This window comes from Mesorhizobium sp. M0060, from assembly GCF_040323155.1.
Lineage (GTDB): Bacteria > Pseudomonadota > Alphaproteobacteria > Rhizobiales > Rhizobiaceae > Mesorhizobium.
In genome coordinates this window covers 1-19,334 of record NZ_JAMYUP010000088.1, presented here as the reverse complement: position 1 = coordinate 19,334, position 19,334 = coordinate 1, and the positions used below count along the sequence as shown (strand labels likewise).

The 19,334-nt window shown below is 61.9% G+C and carries 18 protein-coding genes and 3 pseudogenes; 12 read left to right on the top strand and 9 right to left on the bottom strand.

Features of this window, described 5'->3' with window-relative positions:
• Both NKJ94_RS34815 and kdpF read right to left on the bottom strand, forming a co-directional pair.
• Window positions 1-162 (bottom strand): potassium-transporting ATPase subunit KdpA (locus NKJ94_RS34815; RefSeq protein WP_352531996.1); only part of this gene is annotated, 162 nt, incomplete at its 3' end.
• 34 nt (window positions 163-196) lie between these two features.
• Window positions 197-286 carry a K(+)-transporting ATPase subunit F gene (gene kdpF, locus NKJ94_RS34810; protein ID WP_081609884.1) on the bottom strand — a complete coding sequence of 30 codons (90 nt, stop codon included), beginning with the start codon at window positions 284-286 and terminating at the stop codon, window positions 197-199.
• Window positions 287-1,834: 1,548 nt separating this feature from the next.
• On the opposite strand from kdpF, the pseudogene NKJ94_RS34805 reads away from it, so the two are divergent.
• Window positions 1,835-1,939 (top strand): annotated as a pseudogene (locus NKJ94_RS34805) (DUF4118 domain-containing protein); the annotation flags it as partial.
• 214 nt (window positions 1,940-2,153) lie between these two features.
• Entirely contained in the window at window positions 2,154-2,456 is a 303-nt protein-coding gene (locus NKJ94_RS34800; RefSeq protein WP_352531998.1) for a hypothetical protein, read from the top strand.
• Between the two features lie 181 nt (window positions 2,457-2,637).
• Here NKJ94_RS34800 and NKJ94_RS34795 read toward each other — a convergent pair whose 3' ends face one another.
• Both NKJ94_RS34795 and NKJ94_RS34790 read right to left on the bottom strand, forming a co-directional pair.
• Complete coding sequence (locus NKJ94_RS34795) at window positions 2,638-3,009, bottom strand: fluoride efflux transporter FluC (RefSeq protein WP_352531992.1); 372 nt, start codon at window positions 3,007-3,009, stop codon at window positions 2,638-2,640.
• 295 nt (window positions 3,010-3,304) lie between these two features.
• Window positions 3,305-5,227, bottom strand: coding sequence for a potassium transporter Kup (locus NKJ94_RS34790; protein ID WP_502896207.1), 1,923 nt, complete (start codon window positions 5,225-5,227; stop codon window positions 3,305-3,307).
• A 221-nt stretch (window positions 5,228-5,448) separates the two neighbouring features.
• Here NKJ94_RS34790 and NKJ94_RS34785 point away from each other — a divergent pair.
• A pseudogene (locus NKJ94_RS34785) lies at window positions 5,449-5,610 on the top strand (MucR family transcriptional regulator); the annotation flags it as partial.
• A gap of 155 nt (window positions 5,611-5,765) precedes the next feature.
• Here NKJ94_RS34785 and NKJ94_RS34780 read toward each other — a convergent pair.
• Window positions 5,766-5,978 (bottom strand): cold-shock protein, encoded by a 213-nt coding sequence (locus tag NKJ94_RS34780; protein ID WP_337147979.1) that lies wholly within the window; start codon window positions 5,976-5,978, stop codon window positions 5,766-5,768.
• Window positions 5,979-6,920: 942 nt separating this feature from the next.
• Here NKJ94_RS34780 and NKJ94_RS34775 point away from each other — a divergent pair.
• The gene (locus NKJ94_RS34775; protein WP_502896208.1) at window positions 6,921-7,400 is read left to right on the top strand and encodes a toll/interleukin-1 receptor domain-containing protein; all 480 of its coding nucleotides are present in this window, start codon (window positions 6,921-6,923) and stop codon (window positions 7,398-7,400) included.
• Between the two features lie 58 nt (window positions 7,401-7,458).
• On the opposite strand, the gene NKJ94_RS34770 is transcribed toward NKJ94_RS34775, so the two are convergent.
• From NKJ94_RS34770 to NKJ94_RS34755, 4 genes and pseudogenes are all read right to left on the bottom strand, one after another.
• Window positions 7,459-8,958: a xylulokinase gene (locus tag NKJ94_RS34770; protein WP_352531989.1), complete on the bottom strand. Its 1,500-nt coding sequence runs from the start codon at window positions 8,956-8,958 to the stop codon at window positions 7,459-7,461.
• Between the two features lie 112 nt (window positions 8,959-9,070).
• Window positions 9,071-10,016, bottom strand: a pseudogene (locus NKJ94_RS34765) (shikimate dehydrogenase family protein).
• Window positions 10,013-10,444 carry a beta/alpha barrel domain-containing protein gene (locus tag NKJ94_RS34760; protein ID WP_352531988.1) on the bottom strand — a complete coding sequence of 144 codons (432 nt, stop codon included), beginning with the start codon at window positions 10,442-10,444 and terminating at the stop codon, window positions 10,013-10,015. The pseudogene NKJ94_RS34765 and the gene NKJ94_RS34760 overlap by 4 nt, the downstream one beginning before the upstream one ends.
• 19 nt (window positions 10,445-10,463) lie before the next feature.
• On the bottom strand, window positions 10,464-11,090 hold the full coding sequence (locus NKJ94_RS34755) for a glucose-6-phosphate isomerase (RefSeq protein ID WP_352531987.1): 627 nt from the start codon (window positions 11,088-11,090) through the stop codon (window positions 10,464-10,466).
• A 244-nt stretch (window positions 11,091-11,334) separates the two neighbouring features.
• Here NKJ94_RS34755 and NKJ94_RS34750 point away from each other — a divergent pair, with 244 nt between their 5' ends.
• The 8 genes from NKJ94_RS34750 (at window position 11,335) to NKJ94_RS37715 (ending at window position 19,001) form a co-directional block, all read left to right on the top strand.
• A complete protein-coding gene (locus NKJ94_RS34750; protein ID WP_352531985.1) occupies window positions 11,335-11,994 on the top strand; it encodes an orotidine 5'-phosphate decarboxylase / HUMPS family protein in 660 nt (219 codons plus the stop codon).
• Entirely contained in the window at window positions 11,937-12,485 is a 549-nt protein-coding gene (locus tag NKJ94_RS34745; protein ID WP_352531983.1) for an SIS domain-containing protein, read from the top strand. Before NKJ94_RS34750 ends, NKJ94_RS34745 begins: the two co-directional genes overlap by 58 nt.
• A gap of 7 nt (window positions 12,486-12,492) precedes the next feature.
• The gene (locus NKJ94_RS34740; RefSeq protein ID WP_352531981.1) at window positions 12,493-13,383 is read left to right on the top strand and encodes a PfkB family carbohydrate kinase; all 891 of its coding nucleotides are present in this window, start codon (window positions 12,493-12,495) and stop codon (window positions 13,381-13,383) included.
• A gap of 236 nt (window positions 13,384-13,619) precedes the next feature.
• Window positions 13,620-15,077: an ABC transporter substrate-binding protein gene (locus NKJ94_RS34735; protein WP_352531979.1), complete on the top strand. Its 1,458-nt coding sequence runs from the start codon at window positions 13,620-13,622 to the stop codon at window positions 15,075-15,077.
• Between the two features lie 97 nt (window positions 15,078-15,174).
• Window positions 15,175-16,290 carry a carbohydrate ABC transporter permease gene (locus NKJ94_RS34730; protein WP_352531977.1) on the top strand — a complete coding sequence of 372 codons (1,116 nt, stop codon included), beginning with the start codon at window positions 15,175-15,177 and terminating at the stop codon, window positions 16,288-16,290.
• Window positions 16,287-17,333 (top strand): carbohydrate ABC transporter permease, encoded by a 1,047-nt coding sequence (locus tag NKJ94_RS34725; RefSeq protein ID WP_352531975.1) that lies wholly within the window; start codon window positions 16,287-16,289, stop codon window positions 17,331-17,333. Before NKJ94_RS34730 ends, NKJ94_RS34725 begins: the two co-directional genes overlap by 4 nt.
• Before the next feature lie 4 nt (window positions 17,334-17,337).
• Window positions 17,338-18,414, top strand: a complete 1,077-nt coding sequence (locus NKJ94_RS34720) for an ABC transporter ATP-binding protein (protein WP_352531973.1) — start codon at window positions 17,338-17,340, stop codon at window positions 18,412-18,414.
• Between the two features lie 416 nt (window positions 18,415-18,830).
• Entirely contained in the window at window positions 18,831-19,001 is a 171-nt protein-coding gene (locus NKJ94_RS37715; protein ID WP_502904245.1) for a hypothetical protein, read from the top strand.
• The last annotated feature ends 333 nt before the right edge of the window (window positions 19,002-19,334 follow it).

Below are 19,334 nucleotides of genomic sequence, written 5' to 3'. Positions count from 1 at the left end.
CCCGGATATGCGGTAGAGCCCGCGCTCGAGCGGGGCCAGAATTGGCGACAGGAATGTGCGCTCGCCGCTGAAAACGCGATGCATGTAGCCGCCGAGCGGCTTCACAAGCAAAACGACGATCCCGCAATAGACGAGGATTTGTATCCATCCATTGATAGTCATGGGTATGGCTTTCCGTACCTTGCGCCAGTTGCGGTCAGAAGCGTTCCGGGCGAACGAGGGCGTATGTCAGGTAGGCGAGAAGGAACAAGGTCACACCGCCACCAAGGATATAGTCGACAAGCATGTTGCGATCCTTCCGCCTAAAGCCTGTCACAGGCTTTGATGTAGGCGAAGGACAGGGCGAAAAACAAAACCCCTATCCCGATAACGATGATGTCCATCGTGCATGTCCTTATTTTCGTTTTATTTGCGCTTTACCCCCTCGCCTGCAGCCGGCAGGGTCGGAAATCGGGTAGAAACACTCGCCACCACGATAGCGCCAACCGAAGTTTGTGTTCCCGGCCGAATATGGATCAAAGTGCCATAAAGATTCGAGACGGAGCGGAGAGGAAAGAAATAAGAATCCTATAAAGATTTCGCTATTCTCACCCAGCATCCGTCATGGGACCTCAACGGAACGCTTTGCGCGCCCGTTCAATCGATACCACGCATGGACTTAGCCGGTCGCCGATATGATGCAAGCCACGACGGCTGCGGCCACCAGGATGACGCTGCCGAGCCGCAGCAACATGCCTAATTCGACCGGATAGGGCTGCCATCCGAGCCCTCGCCTCAACCTGGGGCGGCAGGGCGTAGGCTCGCCGGCTCTCCTCCAGGTCGCGAGCGCGATAATACGTTCCATGCCGGGGCCCTGCTTGTGCGCGGACAAAGAGGTTGTGCGATGCAATTGGAATTGGTGGAGAAAGTTGGACGCCCGCTTGCGCAAATCGAGCGGCAGGCATCGTATCCGACCTGACGCTCGACGGAATTCATTCGCTATCGACAGCGAGAGAAATAGAGGTCGAAGCACTTGAGGCCTTTGACAGCAACCTGGACGGGTTTGCGCCGGGTCGCCACCAACGATGCGATCCGTCATTCGTTAGGCTACGTCGAGCCGATCTATTCGGCACTTCCCAGCCGGGCGCGCTACGAAAGCGGTTGCCGGTTCCGATTGCCGCAAGGCGTGCTGGGCGCGCAATGCGAGTTTGTTCTTACCATGGGGCAAGGCTTCCCTGCGCGTCAGGAACCGATCACACGCGACTTCCGCTGCGATAGCGATCGGGACTTGCCAGCCGGCTCGGAATCCTTGGAAGACGGACACGCATGTGCATGAGGGCCTACGCAGACACGGGGTCAACTCGCCCTTCAGGCTGCCGTTCCACTTCCTCGCTCCGCAAGACGATATTCCGTCGCCAGCGCCGTTGACGTACAGGGTTATGGCATTTTTATTTCTTGCGGCTCCCGCACGAATGGAGCTTTTATGGGTGTTGACCCACGTATGCGTCATGCGGCGGCCCGCAGCAGGCAGGGAGGCTGGTAGGCTCTTACGCCAGCAAGTTGTCGCGTAGGAAGGCATGTAATAGGCTGGGAGTTGAACCAATGGCCGATGTTATATCGAAGCTGCGACGCGACACCACACTGTTGCCGAATGCCGATCCGCTTTTGGGCTCGGCTTCATCGGAGGCTCCAGCTGCAGTGCGCTACCTTGCGTCGTTTGGAATGCCCGCCTTCGCGACGGTCGTGGCTGTCGGTGTCGACAGCCAAGTGACGATCCCGAACATCTCCCTCGTATTTGTGGTGCCGGTGATCATCGCGGCCGTTGGCTTAGGCTTGGGCCTCCTCCCTCTTTTCGGTGATACTTGGTGCTCTCGCCTACAATTTCTTCCTGACCGAGCCTCGCTATACGCTGATCGTCGACGACCCGGCCAACGTCTGGGCGATCGGACTGCTTTTTGTCGTCGGACTTATCGTGAGTGCCGTTGCCTTTACCTCCCGGCGCAGGGCAACTGATGCGGCGCTCCTGAGAAGGCAGGCGACAGTACTGCAAGGCTACAGCCGCGACGTCGTGGCGGCCGGCCGACAATACGAAGGCGATCGTCTCAATCACTGCCCAAGCTTTTGCGGCGCTCTTCCAGGTCCCGGTCGTCGTCATTCTCGTTATGGAGGGCAAAGTGGTTTCCGTCGAGAGAGTCGGCGACATAGAGCCCCAGGAGGCAGAAATCGAGGCAGCGCGATCGTCGTTGGCCACGGGACTTTTCTCGCCCGCCGGAGTCCACCCCGCGTTGGCCTCGCGCTTTGCCTTCTGGCCTGTTGCAACGGCAGAGGGCCAGTCTGCCGTCATCGGACTAGCATTCGACCCCGATGAACGTCCGTCGGCGCCTACCACGTTAGTCGACATCGTGCGTCGTTTTTTGGCCCTTGCCCTTGACCGTCAGAATTTCCGCGAAGCCACTATGCTCGGCCGTAAGTTGTAAACCCGAGGGGAGCGAGACACAGCAACGTCGGCAAACCACACCCGATCCTGTCCTTGGACGCTCTCCTCGGCATAATGAGCGGTTGATGCGCGTGCCGCCTCGACTGCGCCATTCCTCGACATTCCAGCGCTTATCCAAAGCCGCCCTTCGCCTTGCAGCCGGAGTCAAACCGTGCCGACATTCATAGCCAGCGACGAACAAGCAAGAATGTCAGCAGCAAAGCGGCTAACGAGACGACGCTTGCCAATGTGTATCCGATTGCGGCGAGCGGTTGATCGCGCTCCCATAGCGTCACAGCATCAAGAGAGGACGTCGAGAACGTCGTAAAGCCGCCAATGATGCCTGTTGTCAGGAACAACCGGGCGTCCTGTCGCCAGTATCGAACAATGCGAACAGTCCGACGACGAGGCCCGTCAAGGCCGATCCGACGATGTTGATCGCAAGCGTTCCATAGGAAAGTTTGGACCGAGCAACCGCAGTGATAGAAGCCCGATGCCGTGGCGCAGAACGCCGCCGATACCAGAGCCAATGAACACGAGGAAAAACCCCACATAAGCCTGCTGCGCGCGCCAAGGGCGTTCGTCAGTAGGCGTCATCAGTATCAGTGCGGATATAGGGCAGATACCATTCCCGTCGCCAGATATGCCAACAAGCCGCTTCAGGTTCAATAGGGCCGCTTTGAAAATAGGTCGGCATTCCATCCCATATCGGCCAGAGGCAGAGGTCCCCTGAGGGAGGCCTTGCACATATCGGCAATCGCCGAAGATTCTTTGGGGATCAGTTCCTCGACAAGAGACCGATTGACCACCTTTAGCACGATACTGCGCACGCTGGCTGCTGCCGACCGGTCAGACGGTGACTTGGGTGCCGATCTCGACCACGCGGCCGGTCGGGATCTGGAAATACTGCGTGGCGTCGGCGGCCGTGCTGGCAAGCCCGATGAACAGCCGATCCTGCCACAGCGGCATGCCGGACTTGGGTGAGGCCTTGATCGAGCGCCGCGACAGGAAGAAGGAGGTCGCCATGATGTCGAATTTCCAGCCTTGCTTGCGGCAGAGGGCCATCGCCTTCGGGATGTTCGGCTGCTCCATATAGCCGAACCTCATCGTCACCCGCATGAAGAGATCGTTGATCGGCGTCATCTTGATCCGCTCGCTGTCGGGAACGGTCGGATCCTGCACCGTCACCACTGACAGGATGACGTTCTGCTCATGCAGCACCTTGTAGTGCTTCAAGCTGTGCATCAGTGCTGTTGGAGCGCTTATCCGATCGCTGGTCAGGAACACGGCGGTGCCGGGCACAAGGTGCGGCGGTTTCGCCACCATCTGCTCGGCGAGGAAATCGAGCGGGATCTCGCTCTTGCGGGACTTCTCGAAGAGGAGGCGGGTTCCGCGCACCCAGGTCATCATAACGACGACAACAATGCCGGCGATAAGGATCGACACCCAGCCGCCCTTCCACACCTTCACGATATTCGCCAGGAAGAAGCCGATATCGACGACTCCGAAAAAGACTGCCAGCCCAAGCGCCGGCAGCAGCGTCCACCTCCAGATTCGCCTCATCACGACATAAAGCAGGATTGTCGTCACAACCATGTTGCCGGTGACCGATATGCCGTAGGCTGATGCGAGGGCACTGGACTCACCGAAGCCGACAACCAGCAGCATCACCGACAACGCGAGCAGCAGATTGACGCGCGGCAGGTAGATCTGCCCGGATTGCATTTCGGATGTATGCCGGATTTCGAATCGCGGAAGCACGTTCAGCTGGACGGCCTGTCGCACCAGTGAGTAAGCGCCGGAAATAACCGCCTGGCTGGCGATCACGGTTGCTGCCGTAGCCAGCGCCACCATCGGCACCAACGCCCAACCGTGGTTCATCTCGAAGAATGGGTGTCCGATCGTCCCGCCTCGGGAAAGAACAAAAGCGCCTTGCCCGAAATAACTGAGCAGCAGGCACGGAAATACGATCACTAGCCAGGCCAGCACAATCGGCCTGCGGCCGAAATGACCGAGATCAGCGTAGAGCGCTTCAGCCCCTGTTACCGCAAGAAACACGGCACCAATGGTCACAAAGGCAGTGCCAGGCGAATGGCTGAAAAAATATGCGATATGGAGCGGGTTTATTGCCGCCAGAACGCTCGGATCGTCCGCGATGTGCATCAGTCCGGAAAGCCCGATCGCGAGAAACCACAGCGCGGTGACCGGTCCGAATACGGATGCAACGCTGCCGGTTCCGAAACGCTGTACCGCAAACAGCGCGGCCAAAATAATCAACGTGATCGGCACGACGTAGGGGTCGAAGGCCGGCGTTACCACTTCAAGACCTTCGACCGCCGAGAGCACCGAGATCGCTGGTGTGATGACGGCGTCGCCGAGGAACAGCGCCGCACCACACATTCCAACCCACAGGATTGCCGACGACAAGCGTTTCGAAAGACCCCGTCGCGCAAGCGCCATCAGCGACAGCGTGCCGCCCTCTCCCCTGTTGTCGGCTCGAAGCACGAAAATGATATATTTGATGGTCACGATAATCGTCAGTGCCCAGACGATCAGCGACAGAATGCCGAGGACCTCTTCCCGCACTGCTTGGCTTCCGCCGGTCGACGCATGCAGCGCCTCGCGAAGCGCGTAGATTGGGCTGGTGCCGATGTCGCCGTAAACAACGCCAAGTGCACCAAGCATCAAGATTTTCAGATTGGGCTGGCCAGGCGAACGTTGGGCTGCAGGCTGCGTGGGATCGGCGTTCCTGCCAGCGTCATCATTGGCCATAGACAATTACTCCATCCCAGAACTGGCGGGCTGCGGTAGTCCTGTTGCAACGCAAAAGCAATGGGTTTCGTTGCTGCAATCGGCCAGCCATGACCAGTTGCCGGCGCGGTACCTACCGCCCCAGCCGTGAGGAACCGGCGTGCTGGGTTTACAAGTGCCGTGGCGATGCGGCCGAGCACGACTCGGTAGCAGTGGTCGACCCGGTCGAAGTTTTGGCCGGCTTCCTCGCCAAATGGGCCCTGCCGGCAAATTATCCCATGGTCGCGGCGAACTATGCCGCAGCGCATTCTGCCCTCGCTAAAACCATGGGCCTCGGCCGCAAGCCGAAGGAGCCCGAAAAGCCGACGCCCGCGAAGCGTCCCCGCAAGAAGGCCGCAGCCTGATTGTAGCCTGCTGGGTCGGTTCCGGCACGTGGCGGAAATGATGAAGGCGAGGAGCAGCCCGCCTTCCCCTGAAACAGCCCGGCTTCACATGGCTTTCCCGAAAGCTTGCAGCACATCCGCGACTTGCCGGCTGTTCCGGGGCGCGAGAGCGAGAATCAGCCCGCTTTGCTAAGATTGCCAGCAGAGGACTTGCCAGTACGGCGGTCCTGCTCGATCTCATAGTTGATCTTCTGGCCGTCAGTGAGGGTCGAGAGGCCCGCACGTTCGACAGCGGAAATGTGGACGAAAACATCCTGACCGCCATTGTCGGGCTGGATGAATCCAAATCCCTTGGTGGCGTTGAACCACTTCACGGTTCCAGTGGCCATATGCATACTCCCTTAGCAATCGCAGCGTGGCCCGGCTGTGAAGCCAGACCAGTTCCCATCGAAACTTCGCGATAGACGCAGCAAACGCGAGAAATCGCAAGTTGCTATTTCGGAATCTAGGCTCATCGCCCTGGGCGGCGTCGATACGTGAACCGCATCCCTACCCTTTCGCCCGGACGTGCTTCGACCAAAAGTAACGTCGGCGCCCGCAACCAGCGCGTCGCCGTCGGCTGGCCACAGGTCATCGGGACTACGGATCGGCGCGACCTCCTGGTGGCCGGCAGTTGAGAGAAGCGTACCGGGCGCATATCACCCGCAGTCGTAGTAGACACCCTTAGTTGCGCGGTACGCAATTCCACACTGCCTTTTTATGCGACCTTCGAAGCACAGATCATGAACATGGGATGACGGGGTGTTGGGTTCGAATTCGCCCCCAGGGGTCAGCTTCGCGCCTCGTTTAGGGTGACAATTCAGATGCTCCAAAGCGGACGTCTGTTGATCGCTGCGAACTCCCCCGTCTTCAGTGAAATCCGCCTGCATCAGATTTTTGCATCTCGGCAGCGTACTAGTTTGTGTACTTTTTCGCCCGATGCAAAAGTCGTGAGTTTTGCATCACTAGACTGTCAATAGCACCGACTAAGCAATATAGCACTTGACGAGTTGAGCTCCCCGGCGGGAGCTTGTTCGAGAAAGACATCGGGGGACGTTCACATGGCTAGATGCACAGCGCCAAGAGAGGGCCACCGCTCAGCGAGCGCTGCCGCGAACTGCCCTGCGTGCCGTCACCGCTACGGCCGCTCCAGCGGCTATAGCAGCGGGTCGTACTCGTCCCCGTCCCCGTCCTACTATTCCTCGTCGGGGAGCAGCGGGGGCGGCCGGAGCAGCGTCGGTGGGTCCGGCAGCAGCGCAAAGCCGCGCTGGTCGCGAGCAAGTTCGTCTGTGGTGTACACGCCTGCCGAGGTGCGGACGCTCACGCCGGTCCGCGAAAACGTCGAGAAGCGAGCGTCCGTGCCCGACCTTCGGGACGTCTTTCTTTGCCACGCGTGGGACGACCGGAAAGGGGCCGCCAAGGAGCTGCATGATCTGCTCGAGTCGCGCGGTGTCTCGGTCTGGTTCAGCGAGAAGGACGTCCTCCTCGGCTCGGGGTTGCTCCGCGAAATCGACAAGGGACTGGTGAAGTCGCGAGTAGGCATCGTGCTGGTGACCCCTGCGCTGCTGCGCCGCCTCGCAGGAGAGGGCATCGCCGACAAAGAGCTTTCTGCACTGCTAGCGCGTGACCTGCTCGTTCCCATCGTGCACGACACGACGTATGAAGCTCTCCGCGAAGTCAGCCCCCTGCTCGGTTCGCGAAGCGGCCTGAACACTGCAGAAGATACGATGGCAAATGTCGCGGCCAAGCTCGCCGAGCTGGTCGCCCTCTAGCTTTATTGCCGGGGTGGCTGGCCCGACGTCGCACAAGCGGTCGGCCGGGCTTGGTAGTTCAAGCCAATCTGTCGAGTTCCCCGTAAAGCGCTTGAGAATGGCGGTAAATCTTCTCGAACACCGGCTGCATGCGCGAGTAGGTTTCCCCCCAGGCAGGGTCCGGCCGCACCTCCGGTGAATAACGTACGAAGGCGGCGGCCCCCTGCCGGAGATCGGAGAAGCGTCCTTCCGCCGTCGCTGCGAGGATCGCGGACCCGACCACGCCGCATTCAGGTTCGGTCGGCACGACGATCGAAATGCCATAGGCGCTGGCCTTGACCTTAAGCCAGAGTTCCGACTTTGCCCCGCCGCCCGACGCGATGACGCGCTCGAGCCTGCAACCGCTGTTTTGCTCCATGATGCGGATGTGGCGCGCTACCCCAAAGGCCACGCCTTCCAGAACGGCGCGATGGAGATGGGCGAGACCGTGTCCGGCGGTGATGCCGAAGAACTGGGCGCGGGCGTTGCGGTGGTCGCCGAAGCGCTCGCCGGTTAGATAGGGCAGGAAGAAAAGCCGGTCCGCCCCCGCCGGTGCTTGCGCCGCCTTGCCTGCGATCTCGTCATAACCAAGCGATTTCTCGTGAAAGGCGCGGCGCGCCCAGCGCATGGCATCGCCGCCGGTTTCCAAAAGCATGAACGCGCCCCAGCCGCCTTCCGGCGTGCCGACATTGGAGATTTCGGGATCGAGCAGCGGCTTGTCGGTAATCATGGTGACGATGGCCGACGTGCCCGTAACGTCCGAGCCGAGGCCCGGACGGCATACGCCCGAGCCCAGGAGCGCGACGGGATAGTCGCCGCCGCCGACCAGGACCGGCGTGCCTTTTCGCAGCCCGGTCTCGCGTGCGGCGGCCGCAGTCACAAGTCCGACAATCTCGACCGGCTCGCGGATTGGGGCCAGTTTCGCGATGTCGAGGCCGAGACGATCGCACATCGCGGGCGACCACGCGCCGGTTCTCGGGTCCATGAGGAAGCTGCAGGCGGCTTCCGTCCGGTCCATTGTCGCTTCGCCGGTCATTCGAAAATTGACGTAGTCCTTCGGCATGACGACGGTTGCCGCGCGGCCGTAGGCGTCCGGGTCGTTGTCGCGGAGCCATTGCAACTTGAAGCCCGGCCAGGCGGGTGTCGCCGGATTGGCGCTGTCGGCCAGGTAGTCGGCAGGCGCATATCGGGCCTCGAAAGCCACCACGAGCGCGGCCGTTCGCTTGTCGTTCCAGAGCGGGACGGTATCGCGCGTGAGTTCGCCATTTCCGTCGAGCAAGACTGTGCCGTGCATGTGCCCGCACGCGGCGATGCTGCTGATACGGCCGGCGGCGCCGTCTACCGTGTCGAGCACCGCGCGCACAGATTGGACGACGCTCGCCCACCAGTCCCGGGGGCGCTGCTCGGACCAGCCATACGCCGGCACGATCTGGTCGTGTTCCACGGCGCGGATGGAGATTACCTCGCCGTCTCTCCCCACCAGGGCCGCCCGCACGCTGCCGGTGCCCACGTCGATGGCCAGGATGAGATCGCTTTTCATGTTCGACCCTTTATTGCCCGGTCGAATCGCCGGGTTTGCGCAGCCGCTCGACATGCGCGTGCGGTTCCATCGTCAGCCATCTAGGGGTAACGAGGATGCGTTCGCGCATTCTTCAGGCCTTTGCCGCCGCCAAGGCGATGTCGGAAAGGCGATCGAATTCCGCGCCTGCGGTCGGAATGTCGATGTGAAATACTTCGGCGATGACCTGCGTCCAGCCATGGATGAAATAAGTCCAGCCATCTTGGATCTGGAGGTTCCGCAACGTCTGCTGGCTGCGCGCCTGGTCAAGAAAGAGCAGATCGCCACGGTAATTGAGGTCCCAGGCAATGCTCTGCTCGGGAAACCGGACGGCATCAGACAGTGGCGAGCCGGGTGCGTCCTTGCCAAGGCCCGTAGCGTTGATGATGAGCGAAGCGGGCGGCAGGCTGGAAACGACTGCGTCGTTAGCTTCGGGTTCGGGAGCCAGCACATAGTCGATCGGCACGGCGGAATCGATCTGGCGATGGACGCGCGATCTCGTCGAGGCGGTGCTGGCTTCGATTGGAAACGATGATGCGGGCCGGGACGTCCGCCCCGCGCACCCGCCGCATGAGATGCCATGTGATGGCGATCGTTGAACCCCCGGCCCCCATCGAAAAGAGCGCACCGCCGGTTCGCGCGAAAAAGTCCGTGGGCAGGAAATTGTCGAGCGCGAGCCCGGAAGAGATCGGATCCTTGGCGTGGCACACGAGTTGCGTGCCGCGTTTGGAAATACAACTCGTTTCGCCCATCAGCCGCGCATGCGGGTCGACGATGTCGAACCTGTCGCGGCAGGCTTCGTAAAGATCGATCTTGTGCGTGGTCACGAGTGCGCCGCGCGACTGTGGATCGTCGCGGATAAACTCGACTGCCGCGAGATAGGCGGCCGGATCGGCATGAAGCGGAAAGTCGATGCCGGAAATCGCGGCGTCGAGCTTAAGGTGCTTCGCCCAAGCCGGGAAGACTTTCATGATAGAACTCTTGGCCGTCGTGACCCCGATGAAATAGAGAGTTGGTCGCGTGGCATCGCGGTAGGTCACAGCCGAGTTTTCCGCGCTTGCGCCGCACCGGCGGGAAAGAATTTGACCACCTTCACGCCGAGCCGAGCCGCAGCCCTTTGGTCCGACGGCGTCATCACGCCTGGATAAAACGGAAACCCGGCCCGATCGGCACTTGCGACGATCTCGGGATCGGATCCTGACGCAAGGCCGAACCGTGCACCGGCCGCGATCGATTTTTCGAGCGAGACAGCGTCGAGAATCGTGCCCGCGCCGACGCAGAGTTCCGGCCGGGCGTCCCGCGGGGTGCCGCGCACCTGGGCCGCTGCGGCGGTGCGCAAGGTGATCTCAGCGACCGGAAGGCCCCCTTCAAGAAGCGTATCGGCCAGAGCCACGGCATCCTCGACACGGTCGATGGCAATCACGAGCACGACGCCGAGCCCGGCGATGATATCGATCGGATTTTGCATGGGGCTGCCTCCCTGCCGGTCAGTCGGTGCGTTCAAAAAGTTTTGCGATCTCGCTGGGCGCGCGCGCGACGTAGTCTGGATTCTCGACCAGGGTCCAACCTTCGGCCCCATCCGAGACAACGCGGTGACGCATCCCGCGCGAGCGCTCGATGATGCCGTAGTCCTGGCCGGAATCCGCCGGATAGCTGAACATCATCAGAAGATCGTCCGTACCTGTATTGACCGACCGGTGAATCCAGAAGGGCGGCACGTAGCAGATGGTCTGCGGCCCTATCTCGACGATGCGCGTTTCGCCGTCCGGCGACTCCAACTGCATGACGCCAAATCCTTTCTGGCCATAATAGACTTCGGGCCGATTGGTCTTTGCATGGACATGTCCACGCGTCAGGAAGAATTCTCGGGCGACTTTCCCCGGGCTCATTCGAGTGACGCCGAAGATCAGGTCTCCGGGATCGGCGGAGGGGCGGAAATCGCAAACGTCGTAAACGACCGGGTCGCCCGTTGTTTGGATCAGAGCCGTCAGAGCGGCGTCATCCGCATAGATCCCACGAAGGTCGCTCAAACGCTTTGCGTAGCGTCCCGTACTACCAGTCATTGTTCCCGCCAGCATCGAGATGCTGCAGGTTGCCGGCTCAGCCAAATTCATCGACGCCTCATTTTTGCACTTCCGCTACATAATATGAAGATTGTCGTCAAATAATCTCGACGAAGAAATCGGTGTCGCCGTTCGGTTTGGTTTAAAAATGACCGCCCGCCGTCAGGCTGGCTTCACGTTCGGCGCGTTGCCTGTTTGCTTTGAACTCTGAGGGCGCAGTTCCGATCATTGACAGAACTAGAACGACCCTGAAATAAAACACCAGAACAATCTCGTGCCGGATATGGAGTGCCTCGTGTTGTTGCAAATCGCGTTTGACAAGGCCGAGCACCTGGCCTTTCTTGCGCGGATGCAGGGTATCGCCGACATCATCGAGATCGGCACGCCATTGCTGAAGCGGTTCGGCGTCGGCGCGATCGCTACCGCGCGCGAACTGTGTCCCGATACGTTGGTGCTGGCAGACACCAAGACGGTGGATGGCGGGCAGCTCGAGGCGGACATGGTGTTTGGCGCGGGTGCCGCCATGATGACCGTTTTGTCCTGCGCCTCGAAAGCGACCCATGATATTGTAGGCCAGCGCGCCGAGGCGTTCGGCGCCAGCGTGATCGTCGACACGATCACTGAATCGGGCAAACCCGAGCTTCTGCCGCCGGATGCGGAATTTCCATCTTACTTCGCCTATGTCGCCGTTCATTCGCCGACCGACGCGCGCCTGGCGGGCAATACCTCAACCTCGCACATCGATGCGGTCGGCGCGATGCACGCCCGAGGCTTCCGGGTTTCACTTGCCGGCGGGATAGGCCCCGCCACCCTGGAAGCCGCGATCGCCGCAGGACCGGAAATTCTAGTTATCGGCAGCGCCATCACCGAATCCGCAAATCCCCAGGAGATTGCCCGATGGATCCGCGACAGACTGCCTGGGCCCGGCCTTGGCTGGCCGTGGGACAGGAAATAGCCGGCGTTCTCGATCGCATCGATGCCGACGCCTTCGCGCGCCTCGTGGCAGCCTTCGACGATCCCGGCCGGCGCTGGTTCTTTTCCGGCCAGGGCCGCTCCGGCCTGTCGGCGCAGATGGCGGCCATGCGCTTCATGCACCTGGGATACACCGTCCATTGCGTCGGCGAAGTCTCCGCACCCTCGATCCGCAAGGGGAACGCCCTGCTGATTATCTCGGGCTCGGGCGAGACGCCGACCAGCGTCAACTTCGCGCGCCTAGCGAAATCGGAAGGCGCCGACGTGGTGACGCTTACGTGCAAGCCCGGAGGCACGCTGGCGAGCATCGCGGACCTGGTGCTTTCCGTGCCGATCGAGGCCACCGCGCAGTTCGGCGGCAGCCTGTTCGAGCAGTCCTGCTTAATCCTGCTCGACAGCGTCGTCCTGGCGCTGGCCGCCCGCCTGTCTGGAGCCCACGAAACCATGCTGTACCGACACACCAACCTGCAATAGGCTCGTGATGTTGCCCGTCCTCTCCATCGGCGACTGTCTTGTCGACACCGTCGAAATCCGGCCGGGCAGCTCGGAGCGGCATCCGGGCGGAGCCGGCCTCAACCTTGCGGTCGGACTTTCACGCTTGGGTCTTAGCTCCGGCCTCGTTGCTCGCGTCGGCGCCGATCCTGACGGGTTCCGGCTGCGTCGCTACCTGCGCGACGAGGGCGTGCGCCTGTTCGAGACGCGGACCGTCGATCCGACCGGTGTCGTGATGTCCAGCCAGCTGAACGGCGAGCCGGCGTATAGCTTCGCGCCCGTCATGTTGCGACGCAGGATCGCGTTTACGGACCCGACGATTACCGCGATGGCCGACGCCGAAGCGGTCGCCGTGAATTCGTTTCCCTTCGACAATCCAGGGCAGGTAGCGGCGCTCCTGGAGGCGCTGCAACGGGCGAGCGGCCTAATCGTCGTCGATCCCAACCCCCGGCGCAGGTTGATCGCCGACATGGCGGCCTTCCGGGACGGAGCCGAACAGGCCTTCGCCCGCTCGTCGATCGCTAAGATCAGCGACGAGGATGCCGACCTTCTCTATGGCAAAACCGACGTCGAGGTCGTCGCGCGCCTGCTCTCCCTGGGCATACAGACCGTCCTGTTCACCCATGGCAGCGATGGCGCCGCGATCCACACGCGCGACGGGCTGGAGGTGCGCGTTCCCATCGCCGAGCGGCCGGACCCGATCGTCGACACCATGGGTGCCGGCGACGCCACGCTGGCGACGGCGATCGCCTTCATCCTCCGTCATGGTCTGCCGCGTTCGCAGACCGGCTGGCGTGCCTGCCTCGAGGAGGCGATGCGCGTTGCGGCCGCCACCTGCCGCCGTGCCGGCGGCGGGCTCATCTCGCTGCCGCTCGCCTGAAGCCCGGGCTATGGCCTTCTCGAAGATCGATAGGGGCGACGGGCACGCGATCTGCGAATCCGGACCCGTGCCTGGCGCCTGCCGCGAAAGCTCTGGACATGCGGACGGATGCCGATATTCTACATTCAAACGCGGGACCGTGCGCATCAACGCAGGGATCCGGCAGAGGTATCGGCACCCTGGCTCACAGGAGAAGCCCGGTCGAAACGGGAGGAAGTTGGATGAAAATTAGATCGTTGCTGGCCGGAGTTTCGGCCATTTGCGCGCTGGCGGGCGCGCCTGCCCAAGCGCAAGACAAGCCGTTCGCGGGGGTGACCGTGAACGTCATCACACAGACAGGCGCCATTCAGGAGCCGCTGCAGCGGCGCGCCCCCGATTTCGAGGCGCTCAGCGGTGCCAAGATCAACATCATCGCGGTGCCCTTCTCCGATCTGTACCAGAAGATCCTGACCGACTGGGCGAGTGGTACCAACTCGGTCGACGCCGCGGTGTTCGCCCCGCAATGGATGGTCGACTACATCGCCGGCGGCTATCTCGACGACCTCACCCCGCGCGTCGATGCCGACAAGGACATCCAGCAGGACGATGTCGGCGCGTTCTTCCGGGACTTCTCCGAGAAGTACAACGGCAAGACCTACATGATCACGCTCGATGGCGACTTCCACATGATGTATTACCGTAAGGACATCTTGGACGCCGCCGGCCAAAAGGTGCCAACGACCTGGGACGAGTATCTTGAGGTCGCCAAGGCCACCCACGGCAAGGACATGAACGGCGACGGCACGCCTGATTTCGGCTCCTGCATCGCCAAGAAGCGCAATGCGCAGAGCTACTGGTTTGTCACCGACGTGGTCGGCTCGATGACGCAGTCCAAGGGAACCAATCAGGGCACGTTCTTCAACACCAAGGACATGACGCCGCTGGTCAACAACGACGCATTCCGCAAGGCGCTCGACTTCCTGTCGGAATCGACGAAATACGGTCCGCCCGATGAACTCAACCTTGACGTGAGCGACACCCGCCCGCTGTTCGCCTCGGGCCGCTGCGCGTTGAATCTCGATTGGGGCGACGTCGGCACGATATCCATTGACCCCGCCCAATCCAAGGTGATGGGCAAGTGGGGCGCCGCTGTAATGCCGGGCGCGAAGGAGGTCCTGAACTGGGACACCGGCAAGCTCGAGGCCTGCTCCGCCGAGATCTGCCCGCATGCGGTCGACGGCGTGAACCACGCTCCCTTCGCCGCGTTCGGCGGCTGGGGCGGCGGCATCAACGCGGCGGCCGATCCGAAGGTGAAGGACGCCGCCTACGCCTTCTTCTCCTACATGACGCAGCCGGCCCAGTCCAACGCCGACGTCACGGTGGGCGGCACCGGCTTTAATCCCTATCGCGCCTCCCAGCTCAGCTACAGCGACCTGTGGAAGAAGGCGAACATGAGCGAAGAGGAAGCCAAAGTGTACCTGGGCGCCATCAACGCCAGCATGAGCAGCCCTAACATGATCCTCGATCTGCGCATCCCGCAGAATCAGAAGTACCAGCAGGTCGTGCTCGACGAGGCGGTTTCGCGCTTCCTCGCCGGCGAGATCGACAAGGAAGCGACCGTCAAGGCCGTCGAGGACGGATGGAACGAACTGAACGACGAGATTGGCAAGGACGAGCAGCTCCAGTTCTACAACGCGACCATCGGCGCCAAGTAGGCGGCTGGGCGATCAACTTGGCGCGTCTCCGGATGCGCCAAGTCCCTTGCATTCCACACCAGTGCCCCTCGCGATGACAGCGCCCGTCGACACGACGATGGAAGCCGCCCATGGCCAGGGCTGGGCCGAGCGGCTTGATCGCCGGTCCGGCGGCATCATGGTGCTTCCGGCGGTCATCGTGCTGCTCTGCTTCGCCATCTTCCCCCTCATCATTTCCGCCTACCTGGCGCTTTCGCGGTTCGCGCTCGCGCCGGGCGGGTTCACGCTCAAATTCATCGGTCTCACGAACTTTCGGAAAGTGCTGGTCGGCTCGCAGCAATACCATCTGCTCGGCCAGTTCGGTGCCTTCGGTCTGGTGCAGTGGCTAAGCGTCGGACTGGTCGCCGCGGGGCTGCTCGTCCTGCTCGGCCGTTACTTTACGCGCGGCGGGCCGACGGTGCTGGGTACGGTCGGGCGCCTTCTGGCGGCTGCCGTAGCCATGGGGCTGACCATGCTCGCCGTCGCGACCGTCGCGCCCGGCGGCGTGCCTGGAACCGTTGTCAATACGCTTCTCTACGTAGTCGTCGGCGTGTTCGTGCAGTTCGCGCTGGGGCTGGGGCTTGCGCTGCTCTGCGGCCAGCCGATCCGCGGCCGAAATTTCTTCCGCGTGGTGTTCTTCATCCCGCTGATGGTCACCCCGGTGGGCATCGCCTACACCTTCCGGATGCTTGCCGACATGCAGAAAGGCCCCTTCGCCCCGCTCGTGCGCGCCTTCGGCGTCGGCGAATGGTCCTGGGCCACCGAGGCCTGGTCGGCGCGGCTGATGGTCCTGATCGGCGACACCTGGCAGTGGACGCCGTTCATGTTCATCGTGCTGCTGGCCGCGGTCGAGAATCAGCCGCGCGACCAGGTGGAGGCGGCACAGCTGGATGGGGCGAGCGGTTTTCAGATCTTCCGCGACATCACCTGGCCGGCTATCGCGCCGGTGGCGGCGACCGTCGTTTTGATCCGGCTCATCGAGGCCTTCAAGATCATCGATCTTCCGAACGTCCTCACCGGCGGCGGGCCGGGCCTGGCGACGGAATCGATGACGCTGCACTCCTTCATTTCGTGGCGCACCCAGGATCTCGGCAGCTCAGCGGCGGTCGGCTACATGCTACTCTTCATCTCGACCATCGTGTGCGTCTCGTTCTTCAATTTCGTGGTCCGGCCGGCGCGGAGGTTCGAGGCATGAACGTCGAGCCACGCTCGCTGGCCCGCAGGTTGTTCGAGCCTGCGTCCATCGACAGCCAGGCCCCGGTAGCCAGGGTCATGACCTACGCGCTCCTGTTCCTATGGACGCTGATCGTGCTTGTGCCGCTCTATTGGGTGTTGATCACCTCCTTCAAGGGACCAGGCGACGTCGACAATGGACCGTTCTATCTGCCATTCGTCGATTTCGCCCCTTCGCTCAACGCCTGGAACTTCATGCTCGTGGAAAACCCCACGCTGGGGCCATATCTGAATTCGGTGGTCGTCGCGGTCTCGAGTACACTGCTCGCCGTCCTGATCGGTTCCCTGGCCGCCTATGCCCTCGTGCGCATCCGCTTCCAAGTCAAGCTCGCCGCCATCGCGGTCTTCCTGATCCTGCTCGCGGCGGTGATCGCGGCGGTCGCGACGTTCGGCGTGAAATGGCAGGTCGCCGTCAGCGTGGCGGTGGCCCTGTTCGGCATCGCCCTGTTCACGCTCGTGGGCCGCACCAAGGCGGCTGTCGGCAATACCGACATCGAGTTCTGGATCATCTCGAACCGCATCATGCCGCCAATCGTTGCCGTCTTGCCGATCTATGTGATGTTTCAGCAGTTGCGCCTGCTCGACACGCAAGTGGCGCTGATCGCCACCTACACGGCGGTAAACCTGCCCATCGTCGTGTGGCTCACGCGCGACTTCTTCGCGGGCATCCCGCTCGACCTGGAGGAAAGCGCCGAGATCGACGGCGCCTCCAAGTTCCGGGTCTTCTTCACCATCGCGCTGCCCCTGGTGCGTTCCGGACTGGTGGCCACCTTTCTGCTGGTGCTGATCCTCGCCTGGAACGAGTACCTGGTTGCCCTGTTTCTCTCCAATGTGGAGGCACAGACGATGCCGGTGCTGGTATCGGCGCAGAACACCACGCGCGGACCGCAATGGTGGAACATGTCGGTCCTGATCGTCGTGATGATCGCGCCCGTCGTCGTTATTTCCACTCTTCTGCAGAAGCATATTGCGCGCGGGCTTCTTGCCGGTTCCGTGAAGGGCTAAGGCGATGCAAGTTACCCTCTCCGAGATCCACAAGTCGTTCGGCGCGGTGAAGGTCGTCAAAGGAATCGATTTGCAGATTCGCGACGGCGAATTTCTCGTGCTGCTCGGGCCTTCGGGCTGCGGCAAGACAACAGCGCTGCGAATGGTCGCCGGGCTGGAATCGGTGAGTTCGGGCCGCATCCTCATCGGCGAGCGCGACGTCACCCACGTTCTACCCAAGTATCGCGATGTGGCGATGGTGTTCCAGTCCTATGCGCTCTATCCTCACATGACGGTCGCCGAAAACATCGCCTACCCGCTGAAGCTTAGGGGCGTTTCGCGCGCCGACCGCGCCGTCGCGGTTCGCGCCGCTGCCGTCAAGGTGCATCTGGAAGAGTTCCTTGACCGCTATCCGCGGCAGCTTTCCGGCGGCCAGCGGCAGCGCATCGCGCTCGCCCGCGCCATGGTGCGGCGGCCGAGCGTCTTCCTGATGGACGAGCCCCTGTCCAACCTCGACGCAAAGCTGCGCGGTCACATGCGCTCGGAGCTGAAGCGCCTCCAGGCCGAGCTGGGCGTGACGACGATCTACGTGACGCACGACCAGGTCGAGGCCATGACATTGGCCCACCGCGTCGCCATCATGAACCGCGGCGTCGTCCAGCAGATCGCCGAACCACGCCTGATCTACGACGATCCGGCAAACCTGTTCGTCGCTGGATTCATCGGTTCGCCGCCCATGAATTTCCTGCAGGGAGAGTTGGTCGAGGGCCGGTTCGTCTCTGCGGACGGACAGTTCGCCACCGGCAGCGCCGAAAGCAGGAAAGGCGTCACGGCCGGCCTGCGGGCCGAGGATTGCCGGGTGACGGGCCCCTCGGAAGGCAAGATTGCCGCAAGGGTCTATGCCCTGGAGCTTATGGGCGACCATACGCTGATCACCTGCCAGTTGGGCGAGGTGATCATGACGGTCAAGGCCGACAAGTCGGCGCACTACGAGATGGACGAGCCGATCGGCGTGACCTTCGCAGACCCGGCCGTGTTCCTGTTCGATACCGAAACCGGTGTGCGCATCCGTAGCCGCACCGCTGTGGGGGCGACTGCATAAAGCTCTCGCGATCGCCAGGTGATTGGTTCTGAGCTTGTGGTGATCACCGGCGCGCGCACGTGCTGCTCCAGCGTGAGGGCTTCGCGGCCGCTGCTGGGCGGAGTGCCTCAACGCCCGTGCTTCATTTCCTCTACAACACGACCGTGAGAATGGTTGTCTGCGCCCCTTTTCACTGGAGAACGTTGGATCCCGGTTCCTCTCCCTCCGCCAAATCTCAATGACTTAGCTGATGGCGGAAGTCGGACGGCCCTTCGGGGTAACGCCGGGGTGAGCGCGGATGCTGTGCAATTCATGTTGTCGAAATACGTGAACGTCGCAGCGGAGACCTGCCGCTCCCTGCGTTCAAAACACGTTTCGCCGCACACGCTCCGGCACAGCGCCGCCATGGAACTGCTGTTGGCTGGTTCGACCTGGCGGTGATTGCGCTTTGGCTTGGCCAGGAGTCAATTCAAACAACACAGACCTACCTCCATGCTCATCTCGCGCTGAAGGAGGCCGCATTAGCGAAGGTGACATCTATAGAGGGGCAAAAAGGCATTCGCTTCAAGCCGGGCGACAAGCTGTTGGCATTCTTGAATGCGCTTTGATTTCTCAATGTTGGTGCCGGGCAGCGACTTGCCCGGCACCAATACTCCCTGCTCGGATCCTCATGACAGAGTTTCCAGCTAGCTGCCAAGGGTTAAGCTTGGCCGTCAGCTCACGACCGATTGTGTTGAAGAAGTCGGTGATTAAGCCAGGCGTTCTTTTCGCCGCGACGAGCTGCGATTGGGTCGAGGCGGCCTCCTTGCCCTAAGTGGCTGGGATTGGTGTCCCGAGGGTGCAGATCTTGGCCAATTTCCTGAGGTTCTGGGCGATGGCTGCGAGGTGGAACTCATCGCGGGCACCACAGGGGCCGCGCAATCGCAGTCTGTCGAGCTTCA

What these genes read in the sequence shown, in the direction of transcription:
- kdpF (WP_081609884.1), bottom strand. Translation starts at nt 286, where the DNA reads ATGCTTGTCGACTATATCCTTGGTGGCGGTGTGACCTTGTTCCTTCTC.
- NKJ94_RS34795 (WP_352531992.1), bottom strand. Translation starts at nt 3,009, where the DNA reads ATGTGGGGTTTTTCCTCGTGTTCATTGGCTCTGGTATCGGCGGCGTTC.
- NKJ94_RS34790 (WP_502896207.1), bottom strand. Translation starts at nt 5,227, where the DNA reads ATGGCCAATGATGACGCTGGCAGGAACGCCGATCCCACGCAGCCTGCA.
- NKJ94_RS34780 (WP_337147979.1), bottom strand. Translation starts at nt 5,978, where the DNA reads ATGGCCACTGGAACCGTGAAGTGGTTCAACGCCACCAAGGGATTTGGA.
- NKJ94_RS34770 (WP_352531989.1), bottom strand. Translation starts at nt 8,958, where the DNA reads ATGAAAAGCGATCTCATCCTGGCCATCGACGTGGGCACCGGCAGCGTG.
- NKJ94_RS34760 (WP_352531988.1), bottom strand. Translation starts at nt 10,444, where the DNA reads ATGCAAAATCCGATCGATATCATCGCCGGGCTCGGCGTCGTGCTCGTG.
- NKJ94_RS34755 (WP_352531987.1), bottom strand. Translation starts at nt 11,090, where the DNA reads ATGAATTTGGCTGAGCCGGCAACCTGCAGCATCTCGATGCTGGCGGGA.
- NKJ94_RS34745 (WP_352531983.1), top strand. Translation starts at nt 11,937, where the DNA reads ATGGATCCGCGACAGACTGCCTGGGCCCGGCCTTGGCTGGCCGTGGGA.
- NKJ94_RS34740 (WP_352531981.1), top strand. Translation starts at nt 12,493, where the DNA reads ATGTTGCCCGTCCTCTCCATCGGCGACTGTCTTGTCGACACCGTCGAA.
- NKJ94_RS34730 (WP_352531977.1), top strand. Translation starts at nt 15,175, where the DNA reads ATGGAAGCCGCCCATGGCCAGGGCTGGGCCGAGCGGCTTGATCGCCGG.
- NKJ94_RS34725 (WP_352531975.1), top strand. Translation starts at nt 16,287, where the DNA reads ATGAACGTCGAGCCACGCTCGCTGGCCCGCAGGTTGTTCGAGCCTGCG.
- NKJ94_RS34720 (WP_352531973.1), top strand. Translation starts at nt 17,338, where the DNA reads ATGCAAGTTACCCTCTCCGAGATCCACAAGTCGTTCGGCGCGGTGAAG.